This window comes from Streptomyces sp. NPDC045778, from assembly GCF_056431945.1.
In genome coordinates, this window is record NZ_JBWKJZ010000007.1 from 146,766 (window position 1) to 160,639 (window position 13,874).

11 protein-coding genes are annotated in these 13,874 nt (G+C 75.1%); 4 read left to right on the top strand and 7 right to left on the bottom strand.

The genetic code is table 11. The annotated features are described in order from the left end of the window. Positions 1–274: 274 nt before the first annotated feature. On the top strand, positions 275–3,535 hold the full coding sequence (locus AC07GB_RS11605) for an AfsR/SARP family transcriptional regulator (RefSeq protein ID WP_478844034.1): 3,261 nt from the start codon (positions 275–277) through the stop codon (positions 3,533–3,535). A 494-nt stretch (positions 3,536–4,029) separates the two neighbouring features. Here AC07GB_RS11605 and msrB read toward each other — a convergent pair whose 3' ends face one another. The 4 genes from msrB to AC07GB_RS11625 all read right to left on the bottom strand — a co-directional run bounded on the left by msrB (position 4,030) and on the right by AC07GB_RS11625 (position 7,367). After that, positions 4,030–4,437 (bottom strand): peptide-methionine (R)-S-oxide reductase MsrB, encoded by a 408-nt coding sequence (gene msrB, locus AC07GB_RS11610; protein WP_478844036.1) that lies wholly within the window; start codon positions 4,435–4,437, stop codon positions 4,030–4,032. 34 nt (positions 4,438–4,471) lie between these two features. Beyond that, the gene (gene murC, locus AC07GB_RS11615) at positions 4,472–5,869 is read right to left on the bottom strand and encodes a UDP-N-acetylmuramate--L-alanine ligase (protein ID WP_478844300.1); all 1,398 of its coding nucleotides are present in this window, start codon (positions 5,867–5,869) and stop codon (positions 4,472–4,474) included. Positions 5,870–5,974: 105 nt separating this feature from the next. Continuing rightward, complete coding sequence (locus tag AC07GB_RS11620; RefSeq protein WP_478844038.1) at positions 5,975–6,448, bottom strand: indole-3-glycerol phosphate synthase; 474 nt, start codon at positions 6,446–6,448, stop codon at positions 5,975–5,977. A gap of 133 nt (positions 6,449–6,581) precedes the next feature. Then, the gene (locus AC07GB_RS11625) at positions 6,582–7,367 is read right to left on the bottom strand and encodes a pyrimidine reductase family protein (RefSeq protein ID WP_478844040.1); all 786 of its coding nucleotides are present in this window, start codon (positions 7,365–7,367) and stop codon (positions 6,582–6,584) included. A 47-nt stretch (positions 7,368–7,414) separates the two neighbouring features. Between AC07GB_RS11625 and zapE the strand changes: the two genes are divergently transcribed. Next, positions 7,415–8,509 (top strand): cell division protein ZapE, encoded by a 1,095-nt coding sequence (zapE, locus tag AC07GB_RS11630; RefSeq protein ID WP_478844042.1) that lies wholly within the window; start codon positions 7,415–7,417, stop codon positions 8,507–8,509. Positions 8,510–8,565: 56 nt separating this feature from the next. Further along, positions 8,566–9,969: an alkaline phosphatase PhoX gene (locus AC07GB_RS11635; RefSeq protein ID WP_478844044.1), complete on the top strand. Its 1,404-nt coding sequence runs from the start codon at positions 8,566–8,568 to the stop codon at positions 9,967–9,969. A 76-nt stretch (positions 9,970–10,045) separates the two neighbouring features. Here AC07GB_RS11635 and AC07GB_RS11640 read toward each other — a convergent pair whose 3' ends face one another. Next, entirely contained in the window at positions 10,046–11,191 is a 1,146-nt protein-coding gene (locus AC07GB_RS11640) for a methyltransferase (protein ID WP_478844046.1), read from the bottom strand. A 193-nt stretch (positions 11,192–11,384) separates the two neighbouring features. On the opposite strand from AC07GB_RS11640, the gene AC07GB_RS11645 reads away from it, so the two are divergent. Next, a complete protein-coding gene (locus AC07GB_RS11645; RefSeq protein WP_478844048.1) occupies positions 11,385–12,245 on the top strand; it encodes a polysaccharide deacetylase family protein in 861 nt (286 codons plus the stop codon). A gap of 13 nt (positions 12,246–12,258) precedes the next feature. Here AC07GB_RS11645 and AC07GB_RS11650 read toward each other — a convergent pair whose 3' ends face one another. Together AC07GB_RS11650 and AC07GB_RS11655 are read right to left on the bottom strand one after the other, a co-directional pair. Further along, entirely contained in the window at positions 12,259–12,930 is a 672-nt protein-coding gene (locus AC07GB_RS11650) for an ABC transporter (RefSeq protein ID WP_478844050.1), read from the bottom strand. Beyond that, positions 12,927–13,817 (bottom strand): ABC transporter ATP-binding protein, encoded by an 891-nt coding sequence (locus AC07GB_RS11655; protein ID WP_478844052.1) that lies wholly within the window; start codon positions 13,815–13,817, stop codon positions 12,927–12,929. The genes AC07GB_RS11650 and AC07GB_RS11655 overlap by 4 nt, the downstream gene beginning before the upstream one ends. Positions 13,818–13,874: the final 57 nt, after the last annotated feature.

Consider the following 13,874-nt stretch of genomic DNA (forward strand, 5'->3'; position numbering starts at 1 on the left):
TTCTCGGACGCCGACAGCGTTCCCGGGGGCCTGGACGGTCGGCTTGCAGGAATCCTGCACTCCGTGGGCCGGGGCCGGTGCGCCCTGCCGGGGCCGGCTCCGGGGCCCCGGCACTGGGTTCCGGCCAGGCTCCGCGCCCCATGCGCCCGCCGCGCAACCGTGCGCCTCTAGCCGCTCCCCCTGACACCGCGACAACAGTGAGCGGAGTGCCGCACACATGTGCGGGACGGCTCGCGGCGGCGCCCGCGCCGCTCGCCCGCCCACGGGGGTGACGGTGGATCTACTGGCTCTGGGACCTCTCGAACTCTGGCACGAGGGGCGGCAGTACGGGCTCGGTTCGCCGAAGGAGCGCTGCGTCCTCGCCGTTCTGGTGCACGCCTGCGGCGACCCGGTCTCCGTCGAGGTGCTGATGGACCGCGTCTGGGACGACGAGCCGCCGCGTACGGCACAGGACACGCTCCAGAGCTATCTGTCCCGGCTGCGCTCCCGCCTCGCCAGGGCGGCGGGCGACCAGGCCCGCCTGGAGCGGTACGCCCCGCGCCACTACCGCCTGCGCGTCGCCCCCGACACCGTGGACCTGCAACGCCACCGGCGGCTGCGGGCCGAGGCCGCGGCGGCCGCCGGGCAGGGCCGCAGGGAGCTGGCGATCGGGCTGCTCAGGACCGCCGAGTCGCTGTGGCGGGGCGAGCCGTTGACGGAGTTCACCGGGGCGTGGGCGCGCTCGGCGCGGGCCCGGCTCCTGGAGGACCACCGCCGGGTGCGCGAGGAGCGCATCCGTTTGGAGCTGGAACTGGGGCGGCACGCCGACCTGATCGGCGAGCTGCACGAGCTGGCCACGCAGAACCCGCTGGCCCAGCAGGTGATCTCGGCGCTGATGCTGGCGCTGTACCGCTCGGGGCGGCACGACGAGGCGCTCGCCCTGTACCGCTCCACACGCGCCCGGCTCCACGAGGGCCAGGGCATCGAGCCGGGCGCGGAGCTGCGCGAGCTGCACCGGCGCATCCTCGAACAGGACCGCGCGCTGATGGAGACGGCGGCTCCCCCGCGGCCCCCGGCCACCGCCGCGCCGACCGCGGGGCCCGCGAAGGAGCACCCGCCGGGCGACGAGGCGCCACGCACCAACCTGCCCCGCGACCTCAGGGACTTCACCGGCCGCGCGAGCGAACTGCGCGTCCTGCTCGGCGACCCGGCCGCGGGCGACACGCCGCCCGCGGGGGCCGCGACCCCGCCGGTCACCGTCGTGCACGGCATGCCGGGCGTCGGCAAGACGTCCCTCGCCGTCCACGCCGCGCACCGCCTCGCGGACACGTACCCGGACGGCCGGCTCTACGTCGACCTGCGCGGATACGGCACCCTTCCGCCGTACGAGCCCGCCGAGGCCCTCGTCGTCCTGCTGCACGCGGCGGGCGCGACGGACGAGGCGGACGACTCCGGCGGCAAGCGGGAGACGTCGCTCGACGAGCGGGTGACGCGCTGGCGCGCGTGGACGGCGCGGCGCCGCGTCCTCGTGGTCCTCGACAACGCCCGCGACGCCGGCCAGGTCGCGCCCCTGCTGCCCGCCACCGCGTCCTGCCGGGCCATCGTCACCAGCCGCAACCGGCTCACCGGCCTGGAAGGCGCGACACCCCTGTACCTGGAGGTGCTGTCCACGGCGGAGGCCGCCACGCTGTTCCGGCGCGTCGCCGGTGCCGCCCGGGTGCCCGCCGACCCCGCGGCGCTCGCGCGCACGGTCGGCGCGTGCGGCTGCCACCCCCTCGCGCTCCAGCTCCTGGCGAGCCAGTTCCGCCACCGGGACTCCTGGAGCCTGGACCACCTCACCGACCGGCTGGTCCAGGCGGCCGACCCGCTGGACGCGTTCGACGGCGACACGGTGGCGTCCGCCTTCTCGCTGTCGTACGCCGATCTGGCCCCGGAGGCGGCACGGATGCTCCGCCGCCTCGCTCTGCACCCCGGCCCTGACCTCACCCCGCACTCGGCCGCGGCGCTCACCGCGTACGCGGGCACCCCCGGGGAGCCCCGGGCCCCGATGGCCCGCACGCGCAAGCTCCTCGACCACCTGCTCGACCGCAACCTCCTCGAGGAGCCGGTGTCCGACCGCTACCGCCTGCACGACCTGACCCGGGCCTTCGGCCTGCGGATGGCCACCCGCGACGAGCCCCTGTCCGATCGGCGCGCGGCCCTCGCCCGGCTGCTCGACTGCTATCTGACCGCCGCGCACCGGGCCGCCGTGCGCACCGAGCCGCACCGCCGCGTCCTGGCGCCGGAGCCGCGCCTGGCCTCTTTGTACGCACCGGAGTTCGCGGGCGCGGACGAGGCCGCCGCGTGGCTGAGCGTGGAGCGGGGCAATCTGCTCGCCGTCGCGCGCACCGCCGCCGCCGAGTCACCGGAGCACGCGGTGCCCTTCCCCCACGTGCTCGCCACGCCCCTGCGGCGCTGGGGCGCGTGGGACACGGCCGCTCAGCTCTTCGAGGCGGCGGTGTCCGCGGCGCGGGCCCGGGCGGACACCGCCGCCCTCGCCCGGAGCCTGACGGAGCAGGCCGACGTACTGACCCAGAAGGACCACGGCAAGGCGCTGCACCGCGCGACCGAGGCGCTGTTCCTCTTCCATGACCTGGGCGACACCCAGGGCCAGGCCGACGCCCTCCTCCAGTCGGCCCGCGCCCACTTCGCCGCGGGCCGCAGAGAGGCGTGCACCCGGCTCCTTGACGCGGCACTGCCGCTGTATGCGGGAGTCCAGGACCGGTTCGGGGAGGCCCAGGTGGCGAACATGCGGGGCGTGGCCCTGCACGCGGCGGGCCACCACGAGGAGGCCCTGGAGCAGTTCCGCACGGTGCTGCGCATCCACGAGTCCACGGGGCACCTCCACGGCCAGCTGCGCGCGCTCAACAACATCGGCGAGGTGCACCGCATCGACGGCCGCCACGAGGAGGCCCGCGCCCACTACGAGCGCTCCTTGCGGCTCGCCCGGCGCGTCGGCGGCCGTCAGGAGCACGCGAACCTGCTCACCAACCTCGGCAGCGTCTGCCAGGCCACGGGCCAGTCGGAGGAGGCGCTCGGCTACTTCCGTCGCGCGCTGACCAGTTACCGCGCCGCGGGTGACTCCCGGGGCGAGTCGGACACGCTCATCAGTCTGGGCTCGGCGTACGCGGCCGACCGGCGGCCGGGCGAGGCGCTGTGGCACTTCACGGAGGCCGAACGCGTCGCTCGCGGCATCGGCAGCCCCCTGGACCTCCAGTCCGCGCTCCTGGGCAGGGGCACGGCGCTGCGGCTCCTCGGCCGCCACGAGGCCGCGCTCGACGCCCACCACGAGGCCCTGCGCCTGGCCCGCGAGTTCAACAGCCCCCTGGGCGCGGCCCGCGCCCTGGACGGCCTGGCCCGTACGACGCTGCACACGCACGGCGCGCCCTCCGCACGGGGGTTCGCGGAGGACGCGCTGGAGTTGTACGAGCGGCTCGGCTGCACGGGGCGGGCGCGGGATCTCCGGCGGGCCCTGGGTGAGCCGGAGCCGGCTAGAACCCGGGCCACCTCCACATGAAGATCCCCGTCTCGTCGGGACGGAGTGCGGGGGTGTGGCGGTCGGCGGCTCGTGGTGCAGTTATCAAGAGTTACTCCGGTTTATGTACTCAACTGGCCTTTACGTTCCCGGGATTGGTGTCCACGTTAGCGGTCGACGATCGTCCGGATGAGCGATACTCGGCAGTATGGTCGAGGGACAGGAGCGCGCCCGTGTCACGCGCGCCCCTCCTCTCCCGGTGGCAACAGATGCGCGTACCGGCCCTTTCGTCCACACCAGCCTCCTGAACTGCTCGGGGGCCAGGAGGCCCGGCCAGGGCGCACCGGAGGGGCAGAACACCGCGTCGCAGCGGTGGCAGTAGCGGGCGGGCCGCCAGAGGCGCTCAGCGCGTGCCGCCGCGCGGCCCAGGAGCGGCGCCTTGCCCAGGCGGTGGCGCAGGTCCTTGCGGCCCGCGGCCTCGGGCACCGGCACGGCCCCGGGTCCGCCGCACCCGGGGCCGTGCACGCCGGCCCTGGTCAGTCCTCGTCGGGCGTCAGCCGCAGCGAGATGGAGTTGATGCAGTAGCGCTGGTCCGTCGGGGTCGGGTAGCCCTCGCCCTCGAAGACGTGGCCCAGGTGGGAGCCGCAGCGGGCGCAGCGGACCTCCGTGCGGACCATGCCGTGGGAGGTGTCCGACAGGAGCTGGACGGCGTCGCTGTCCTTGGGGTCGTAGAAGCTCGGCCAGCCGCAGTGGGACTCGAACTTCTCACCGGACGTGAACAGTTCGGCGCCGCAGGCGCGGCAGGAGTAGACGCCCTTGGTCTTCGTGTCGGTGTACTCGCCCCGGAAGGCGGGCTCCGTGCCCGCCTGGCGCAGGACGGTGTACTCCTCGGGGGTCAGCTCCGCACGCCACTGCTCGTCGGGCTTCTCGACGTCGTACGCCATGGAACACATCCCCTTACGTGAAGTGCGCGCCGGCCTACTTGGCCAGCTGGTCCAGGATCCGCGGGCCGAGGTCGGTGACGTCGCCCGCTCCCATGGTGAGAACGAGGTCGCCGGGGCGCGCCATTCCCGCGATCAGCTCCGGCGCGCTCTCCTTGTCCTGCGCGGCCCGCGCGTCGGCGCCCGCCGCACGGGCGGCGTCGAGGATGAGTGCGCTGGTCACGCCGGGGATCGGATCCTCGCGCGCGGGGTAGATGTCGAGCACCACGGAGGCGTCGGCGAGCGCCAGGGCCGCACCCATCTCGCGGCCCAGCTCCTGGGTGCGCGAGAACAGGTGCGGCTGGAAGAGGACGAGGAGGCGGGCGTCCGCCGCGGCGCCGCGCATCGCCTCCAGGTCGGCGGTCATCTCCGTCGGGTGGTGCGCGTAGCTGTCGACGACCTGGACGCCGCGTGCCTCGCCCTTGAGCTGGAGGCGGCGCTTGACGCCGGTGTACGCGGCCAGGGCGGGGGCCAGCTCCGCGGCCGGGATGCCGAGGGCGACGCCCGCGGCGAGCGCGGCGACCGCGTTGTGCGCGTAGTGGCGGCCGGGCACGGACACGGCGAAGCGCAGCTCGGTGCCGTCCAGGACGACGGTGACCTCGCTCTTGAGGCCCTGGGGGGTGACGTCCGTGATCCGCACGTCGGCGTCGGCGGACTCGCCGTAGGTGACGACCCGCAGGCCGGTGCCGCGCTTGGCGATCCGCCGGGTCAGCTCGCGGGCGCCCTCGTGGTCGGCGGCGATGACCAGCGTGCCCCCGGGGACGATCCGGTCGGCGAACGTCTCGAAGGACTCGTAGATCTCGTCCATGGAGGCGTAGTTGGCGTGGTGGTCCAGCTCCACGTTCAGGACGATGGCGACCTCGGGGGCGTACTTGTGGAAGCTGCGGTCGCTTTCATCCGCCTCGGCGACGAAGATCTCGCCGGTGCCGTGGTCGGCGTTGGAGCCCGGGGCGTCGAGGTCGCCGCCGATGGCGTACGAGGGGTGCAGGCCGAGCGCGGACAGGCTCACGGCGAGCATGGACGTGGTCGTGGTCTTGCCGTGCGTGCCCGCGACGGCGAGCGGGCGCAGGCCGTCCATCAGCGCGGCGAGCGCGTCCGAGCGGTGCACGACCGGGATGCCGAGGTCCGCGGCGCGGGCCAGCTCCGGGTTGTCGGCGCGGATCGCCGAGGACACGACGACACAGCTGGCGTCGTCGGCCAGGTGCTCCGCGGCGTGCCCGATGTGCACCGTCACGCCCAGGTCGCGCAGGGCCGCGGCGGTCGCGGAGTCCCGGGCGTCGCTGCCCGCGACCCGGGCGCCGCGCTGGGCGAGGATCTTGGCGATGCCCGACATTCCGGCGCCGCCGATGCCGATGAAGTGCGGTCGGGGCATGGCGGAGGGGAGGCCGGGTGCCATCTTCTCTCCCGAGAGGTGTGACGGTGACATGAGCGCCTCCACCCTATCCGCCCCACCAGGGCCGCGCCGGGCCCGGCCGCGGCGCGGCCCTGGTGGGGCGGGCGGCTACTTCTCGCTGTGGGAGAAGAGCTTGAGCACCGGCACCCCGACCTTGTGCCGCGCCCGGGACGCCCAGTCGCGGTGGAAGAACTCCTCCACGTAGTGCGGGTCGGTGAGCACGATGACCTCGTCCGCCCCGCAGTCGTCCACCAGCTCGCGCAGCGCGTCGAGGGGGTGGTTCTCGATGAGCTTGCCCTCGGCCGCGGCGCCCGCCGCCCGCAGGGCGGCCAGGGACACCTGGAGGGCCTGCTCGCCGGGCCCGACGGCTTCGTCTCCCTCGGGGACGCTCCCCTCGCGCACGGCGTCGTCCAGCTCGCCGAGTGCCACGTCGTCGATCGCCCGCAGCAGCCGGTCCGCCTGGTCCCCGCGCGGCTGGAGGAGCACGTGGAAGGTGACCGGCTCGTCGCCGTGCAAGGTCGTGACGAACTCCACGTCGGCGGACGTCAGGGCCTTCTCGATCATCAATACGCTTGTGAACACGACAGGCGCCCTTCTCCTCCGTGGGCCGTGGACAAGGCCCCTGCGGAAACCATCCTGCCCCGCTCCGAGGCGGGGGCTGCGCACTTTAGTGTGCCCCGCCGAAGCCAAACGGAACGGGGGATTCCGCTGATTCTCAGGACCGACGGTATCGGGTGAAGAGGAACCCGGCCTCTTCCAGCACGGACGCCAGTACGAACCGCTCGGGCGCAGGCGCCCCGGGCCCGACCGTGATCCGCTGCGCCCCGCCCCCGGTGAGCATCGGGGACACCGTCAGGCACAGCTCGTCGAGCACGCCCGCCGCCACGAACTGGTCGAGCAGGCGCGGCCCGCCCTCGGTCAGCAGCCGCGCGAGCCCGCGCTCGGCCAGCTCCGCGACCACCCGCGCGGGCTCGGCCCCCGCTCCCTCGCCCGCGAGCACGACCTCGGCGCCCGCCTTGCGCGCGGCCTCCACCCGGTCCGCGGGCGCCGCCGCGCCGGTCACCAGGAGGGTCGGCGTCAGCGGAGCGGTGAACAGCGGCAGGGTGAAGTCCAGGTCGAGGCTCGCGCTGAGCACGACGACGGCGGGCGCGGGCGTCTGCCCGGCGGCGGCGCGGCGGGCGGCGAAGGCCTCCCGCGCCTTGGCCGGCCGGTAGCCCTCCAGGCGTACCGTCTCGGCCCCCACCACGACCGCGTCCGCGAGGCCCCGCAGGGCGCCGAAGATCCGCATGTCGGTGGCGCCGGAGATGGGCTGGGAGCGGCCTTCGTGCTGGGCGGCCCCGTCGAGGGTGGAGACCATGTTGGCGCGCAGCCAGGGCCCCTCCCGGTCCGGGTAGGCGTAGGCCTCGGCCAGCTCGTCGAGCGTCCACTCACGATCGACGGCAGAACCCGGCATTCCGGCGTTTTCGGATGTCTGATCGGTCACAGGGAACAGGCGTCGCATGCCCGGCAGTCTTACACGGTCCCGGGCCGGGCCTAGAGTGGATAGACGTGTCAGCCTCCACCGCCGCCTCCGGGCAGAGCCCCATAGCCGAAGCGGGCCCCCTCGCCCTGTGCGCCCGCGAGCCGCACGTGCCCGCGGACCGCCTCGTCGCCGAGATGGTGCCGCCGCCGCGCTTCGACTCGGTCCGCTTCGATACGTACATCCCGGACCCGAAGCAGCCGAGCCAGACCGAGGCCGTCGGGGTCCTGAGCGCCTTCGCGGCCGGGCTCGGCGGGGCGCACGCGAGCGGCTCGGGCAAGCGCCGCTGGTTCGGCCGGGCCAAGCAGGCCGCGCCCGCCGGCCCGCGCGGGGTCTATCTGGACGGTGGCTACGGCGTCGGCAAGACCCATCTGCTCGCCTCCCTGTGGCACGCCACCCCGGCCGAGCCCTCGCTGAAGGCGTTCGGCACGTTCGTGGAGCTGACGAACCTGGTCGGCGCGCTCGGCTTCCAGCAGACGGTCGCGACCCTCAGCGGCCACCGGCTGCTGTGCATCGACGAGTTCGAGCTGGACGACCCGGGCGACACGGTCCTGGTGTCCTCGCTGCTCCGCAAGCTCGTCGAGGCGGGCGTCGCGCTCGCCGCGACCTCCAACACGCTGCCGGGCAAGCTCGGCGAGGGCCGGTTCGCCGCCGCCGACTTCCTGCGCGAGATCCAGGGCCTGTCCGCGCACTTCAAGACGCTGCGCATCGACGGCGACGACTACCGCCACCGCGGTCTGCCCGAGGCCCCGGCCCCGTACACGGACGAGCAGGTCACCAAGGCCGCGTACGCGACCGCGGGCGCGAGCCTCGACGACTTCCCGCAGCTCCTGGCGCACTTGGCGCGCGTCCACCCGAGCCGGTACGGCGCCCTCACCGACGGTCTCGCGGCGGTCTGCCTCACCGATGTCGCACCGGTGCCCGACCAGTCGACCGCGCTGCGCCTTGTGGTGCTCGCCGACCGGCTCTACGACCGCGAGGTGCCGGTGCTCGCCTCCGGCGTCCCCTTCGACCGGCTGTTCGGCGACGACATGCTCAACGGCGGCTACCGGAAGAAGTACTTCCGGGCGATTTCCCGGCTGACGGCGCTGGCCCGCGACGCCAAGGGGCTCGTGCGCGGCTGAGACGCGTGGTACACACAAGCGGGTCATGTCCTGTCCGCCAGCAGGAGGTTGCCCGCATGTCCGGAAATCGACCCAGCGCGACCAGACGACACGTACTCGCCCGCACCGGCGCGCTGGGGGCGTCCATCGCCTTCACCGGCGCCCTGTCCGAGCTGTTCGCGGGCACGGCCACCGCGGCCGCCCAGGGCAGGGCGGGCTACGGCCCGCTCGTGCCCGACCCGCGCGGGCTCCTCGACCTGCCGAAAGGGTTCTCCTACAAGGTCCTGTCCCGCGAGGGCGACCCGCTGCGCTCCGGCGAGGGCAGGGTGCCGAGCAACCACGACGGCATGGCCGCCTTCCGGGGCCGGCGCGGCGGCGTCCACCTGGTGCGCAACCACGAGAACCGCGTCACCGCGAAGATCGGCGTACCGACCGTCAAGGGCCTGACCTACGACCCGGCCGCCAAGGGCGGCTGCACGGCGCTCGCCCTCGACCGCGACGACGACGTGGTCGGCGAGCGCGTCGCCATCGCGGGCACCGCCGTCAACTGCGCGGGCGGCCCGACCCCCTGGGGCACCTGGCTGACCTGCGAGGAGACCGAGGACAAGGCCGGGACGAACGGCTACACCAAGGACCACGGCTTCGTCTTCGAGGTCGACCCCGTCGACCCGCGCCGCACCGGGGCCGTGCCGCTGACGGCCATGGGCCGCTTCCAGCACGAGGCGGTCGCGGTCGACCCGTGGCGCGGTGTGGTGTACGAGACCGAGGACGCCTTCCAGAAGCCGTTCGGCCTGTTCTACCGCTTCCTGCCGAAGCGGCCAGGGGGCGGCAGGGGCTCCCTGCGCGCGGGCGGCCGGCTCCAGGCGATGCGCGTACCGGGCCTGCCCGACCTGTCGGCGGTCCAGGAGACCGGCGCGTCCTTCGGCGGGGTCGAGTGGGTCGACGTACCGGATCCGCTGGCGGTGTCCACGCCCATCCGCCACCAGGACTTCGGCCCGGAGGGCATCACGCACGCGCAGAAGCTGGAGGGCTGCTACTGGGGCGGGCGCTGCGTCTACTTCGTGTCCAGCTACGCGCGCAGAACGGAGGGCTCGGCGGGCGACCACTACGGCCAGGTCTGGCGCTACGACCCCGCGCGGCGCTGTCTGACCCTCGTGATCGTCTTCGGCCCGGACACGGACGTCCAGCTGCCCGGCGAGTCCCCCGACAACATCTGCCTGGCCCCGAGCGGCGGCCTGATGGTGTGCGAGGACGGCGGCGGCACACAGCACGTGTACGGCGTGACGCGCGGCGGCCGCGTGTACGCGATGGCCCGCAACGCGCAGACCATCGGCACCCCGCAGGACCCCGAGTGGGGCGAGTTCGCGGGCGTCGCCTTCTCACCCGACCACCGCACGATGTACGTGAACTGCTACACCCCCGGGACGACGTTCGCGGTGAGGGGCCCCTGGCACGGTGGCGCTTCGCTGGGATCGCCGTGACGGGTCGTCGCTCGACTGCGGCTTCGTCGTGGCTGGTCGCGCAGTTCCCCGCGCCCCTTCGGGGCGCTGCCGAACTCTAGGCGGGGGCGAGCCGCCACAGGGATGTGATCTCGGCGGCCCGGGCCGTGTGGAGGGGGTCGCCCGGGTCCGACGCGCGCGGGTGCCGGGGCTTCGCGTCGTGCCGGTCGACGACGCGGAGTCCCGCCGCCGCGACGGCGTCCAGGAGGTCGTCCCGGGTGCGCAGGCCCAGGTGCTCGGCCAGGTCGGAGATGATCAGCCAGCCCTCTCCCGAGGGCTCCAGGTGCTCGGCGAGGCCCGCCAGGAACGCCTTGAGCATCGCGCTGTCCGGGTCGTACACGCCCTGCTCCACCGCGGAGGTCGGACGGGCCGGGAGCCAGGGCGGATTGCACACGACGAGCGCGGCGCGGCCGGGCGGGTACAGCGCGCCGCCGTCGACGACCTCGACGCGGTCGGCCAGGCCGAGCCGGTCCACGTTGTCCCGGGCGCAGGCGAGGGCGCGGGGGCTGCTGTCGGTGGCGACGACCCGGCCGACGCCGCGGCGGGCGAGGACGGCGGCGAGCACGCCGGTGCCGGTGCCGAGGTCGAAGGCGGTGCCGGCGGGAAGGCGGGCGAGCGCGGGCAGCGGGGCCGCGGCCACCAGGTCCACGTACTCCCCGCGGACCGGTGAGAAGACGCCGTAGTGCGGGTGGACGCGGCCGCCGGTGGCCGGGATCTCCACGCCCTTCTTGCGCCACTCGTGGGCGCCGATCACACCGAGCAGCTCGCGCAGCGAGACGGCCGTACGCGCCTGGGGCGGGCCGTAGGCCTCCGTGCAGGCCTGGCGCACGTCCGGGGCGCGGCGCAAGTCGAGCGTGTGGTCGTCCTCCAGGACCACGAGGAGCATGCCGAGCACGCGGGCGCGGTGGCCGCGGGACTGGCGGTGGCGGTGGAAGGTCTCCGCGGGGGTCGAGCCCGGCTTCGGGGCGAGGCGGTCCAGGCGCCGCCCCAGCGCCTTCAGGAGCTGGCGCGCGCCTTGGTAGTCGCCGCGCCACAGCAGCGCGGTGCCCTCGCAGGCCAGGCGGTAGGCCTGGTCGGCCTTCGTGCGGTCGTCCGCGACGGCCACCCTCTTGGGGGCGGCCATCCCGCTCTCGGAATGCCAGCGGGCGCCGCGGGTGGCCTCGGCCCCGGGCCCGGCGGGCTCGGTCCAGCTGATGTCGGGCATCTCGGGAGTCCCAGAGATCCCAGAACTCCCAGAACTCTCAGCCATCAACGACTCGTCAACTCCTCGGGGTCCCCTCGGCGCCGATGGGCGCCACCAGGACGATGCCACAGCGAGCCCACCTGGCCAAACGGGCCCCGCGAGGACACCCCGTCACTTAACCGATTTACCGCTTGTATGCGGATACTGTCCCTGTGTGATCACTCGTCTCCAGAAGTGGACCGCTGTCCTCACCCTCGCCGGGGCCGCCCTCACGGCCTGCGGCACCGCCCCCGGCACCCCCGCGGCCCCGCCCGGCCGGTCCGCCGCGCCCGCCCGCCCGCACACCGCGCCGCCCACCCTCGCGCCGGGCCCGCAGGGCCTGACCCCGGTGTTCAGCAGGGCGCCCGGCAGGGCGGAGCGGCCCGCAGTGGCCCTCACCTTCGACGCCGACATGACCGCCGACCAGGGCCCCCGGGCCGCCGCGGGCGAACGCTTCGACGATCCCGCCCTGGTGGCGACGCTGCGCCGCCTCAAGGTCCCCGCGACGTTCTTCATGACGGGCCGCTGGGCCGAGGAGTACCCGGCCCAGGCCCGGGACATCGGCCGCGACCCGCTCTTCGAGGTGGCCAACCACTCCTACAGCCACTACGCCTTCACCGCGGACTGCTACGGCCTGCCCACGCTGCCCCGTGAGCGCATGCGCGCCGACGTGGAGCGCGCCTTCGCCGCCTTCCGGCGGGCGGGCGTCACCCGGACCGTGCCGTACTTCCGCTTCCCCGGGGGCTGCTACGACCGCGCCGCGCTGCGCGCCCTGGCCCCGGGCGGGGTCACGGCGGTGCAGTGGGACGTGGTGAGCGGCGACGCGTTCGCGACGGACCCGGAAGCGGTGGCCCGGCAGGTCCTGCGGGACGTGCGCCCCGGCTCGGTCGTGGTGATGCACTGCACGCGCAGCGCGGCCCCCGCCACCGAGCGCGCGCTGCGCCGCATCGTGCCGGAGCTGCGCGAGCGGGGCTTCCGCCTGGTCCGCGTGTCGGAGCAGATCGGGGCCGCCCGTGCCCGGCACCAGGACGGCTGAGGGCCTCTCCGGCTCACTCCCGGCGCGCGCAGGCCCCGCAGGCGAGGGCCACCGCCGCCGCGGTCACCGCGAGGGCCGCCGCGACCGCTCCCACCGGCAGCGGCACCACACCGTCGCGTGAACCCCGCGTGAGGTCGGTGAGGACCGACTTCGCGGGCGAGCCGGTGGTGACGAGCGCCAGGAGCGCGACGAGCAGCAGCGCCGGGACGGCCCGCCCCGGCGAGCGCAGCAGCGGCCGGCTGGTGAGGGCGCCGACGGCCGTCCCGAGCAGGGCGCTGACCAGCATCGCGAGCAGCCCCGTCGCGGCGGCGGGGCCACGCGCCACGGCGGTCTGGTGGTCGGTGCTCGCCGCGTCGCTGATGGCGGCCACCGTCACGGCGGCGGCCGTCCCGAGGGCGCTCGCGGCCAGGAAGGCGGCGAGCAGCGCGGCGAGGTGCGCGCGGCCGGGTCCCGCGGCGGCGGCGGTGCAGCCGCGCGCGGCGGGCGGCTCGTTGGTGACGCAGATCCGTACGAGCCAGGCCGTCACGGGCAGCAGGGCCGCCGCCGCGTACGCGAGCGAGTCGAGCACGGGCTGCCCGCCCTGGACGCCGACGGCGAGGAAGACCGCGTAGAGGATGACCGGCGCGAGCCAGCGCTGGGAGCGAAGGAGCAGGGCCGTCTGGTACCGCAGCAGGGCCGTCGTCATCGCTCCTCCCGCGCCGCGTGTACGCCGATGACGTGCCAGGGCGGGCTCGCCGTCAGGAGTTCCCGCAAGGCCAGGTCCGAGTGCGGCCGCGCGACGATCAGGCGCCGGGTGTCCGGCTCCGGGCCCGGCTCGGCCGTCCCCGGCAGGCCGGGCGGCAGCCGGGCGCCGCGCGGGCCGCGCACCTCGATGACCACGGCGGGGCCCGCGGCGGCCAGGGCCCGGGCGGGCTGCTCCGCGCGGCGCTCCACCCCCGTACCGGAGATCTCGTACGTCTCGTCGGCGAGCCCGGCGAGCCGTCGCGGGTCGTGGTCGACGAAGACGGCGGCGCCGCCGGTGGCCGCGTGCTCGGCGACGGCGCGGTCCAGGACGTCGCGGGCGGCGGCGTCCAGGCCCGTCCACGCCTCGTCGAGCACGAGCAGGCCGGGTTCGGCGAGCAGGGCCTGGGCGACGGCGACCTTCTGGCTGCTGCCCTTGGACAGTTCGGACAGGGGGGTGTGCGCGTGGCCCGCGGCGCCGAAGCGTTCGAGCCACGCGTGGGCGCGCCGGGCCGCCGCCGCGCGGGTCAGGCCGTGCACGCGGCCCAGGTGCGTGAGGTAGCCGGCCGCGGTGAACGGCAGGGCGGCCGGGAAGCGTTCGGGGACGTAGGCGGTGCGGGGGCGGCCGTGGACGCGGCCCTCGGTCGGGGCGTCGATGCGGGCGAGGAGCCGCAGGAGCGTGGACTTGCCGGTGCCGTTCGCGCCCTGGACGCGGGTCAGGGTCCCGGCGCGCACGCCGAGGGTGACGCCGCGCAGCACCCAGGGGCCGCGCAGGCCGTAGCGGCGGCCCGCGCCGTCGAGCCGTATCGCGAGGTCCGTTGGTCCACTGCCGATGCCCCCCGTGCTTCCCATGCGTCCCATCCTCGCGCACCGGGCCCGGGGCGCTGTCGGGCGTCCCTGGCAGACTGT

Excerpts from the sequence above, each read along its gene's own strand:
- msrB (WP_478844036.1), bottom strand. The coding sequence starts at position 4,437 with ATGGCGTACGACGTCGAGAAGCCCGACGAGCAGTGGCGTGCGGAGCTG.
- murC (WP_478844300.1), bottom strand. The coding sequence starts at position 5,869 with ATGGCACCCGGCCTCCCCTCCGCCATGCCCCGACCGCACTTCATCGGC.
- AC07GB_RS11625 (WP_478844040.1), bottom strand. The coding sequence starts at position 7,367 with ATGCGACGCCTGTTCCCTGTGACCGATCAGACATCCGAAAACGCCGGA.
- AC07GB_RS11635 (WP_478844044.1), top strand. The coding sequence starts at position 8,566 with ATGTCCGGAAATCGACCCAGCGCGACCAGACGACACGTACTCGCCCGC.
- AC07GB_RS11640 (WP_478844046.1), bottom strand. The coding sequence starts at position 11,191 with ATGCCCGACATCAGCTGGACCGAGCCCGCCGGGCCCGGGGCCGAGGCC.
- AC07GB_RS11650 (WP_478844050.1), bottom strand. The coding sequence starts at position 12,930 with ATGACGACGGCCCTGCTGCGGTACCAGACGGCCCTGCTCCTTCGCTCC.
- AC07GB_RS11655 (WP_478844052.1), bottom strand. The coding sequence starts at position 13,817 with ATGGGAAGCACGGGGGGCATCGGCAGTGGACCAACGGACCTCGCGATA.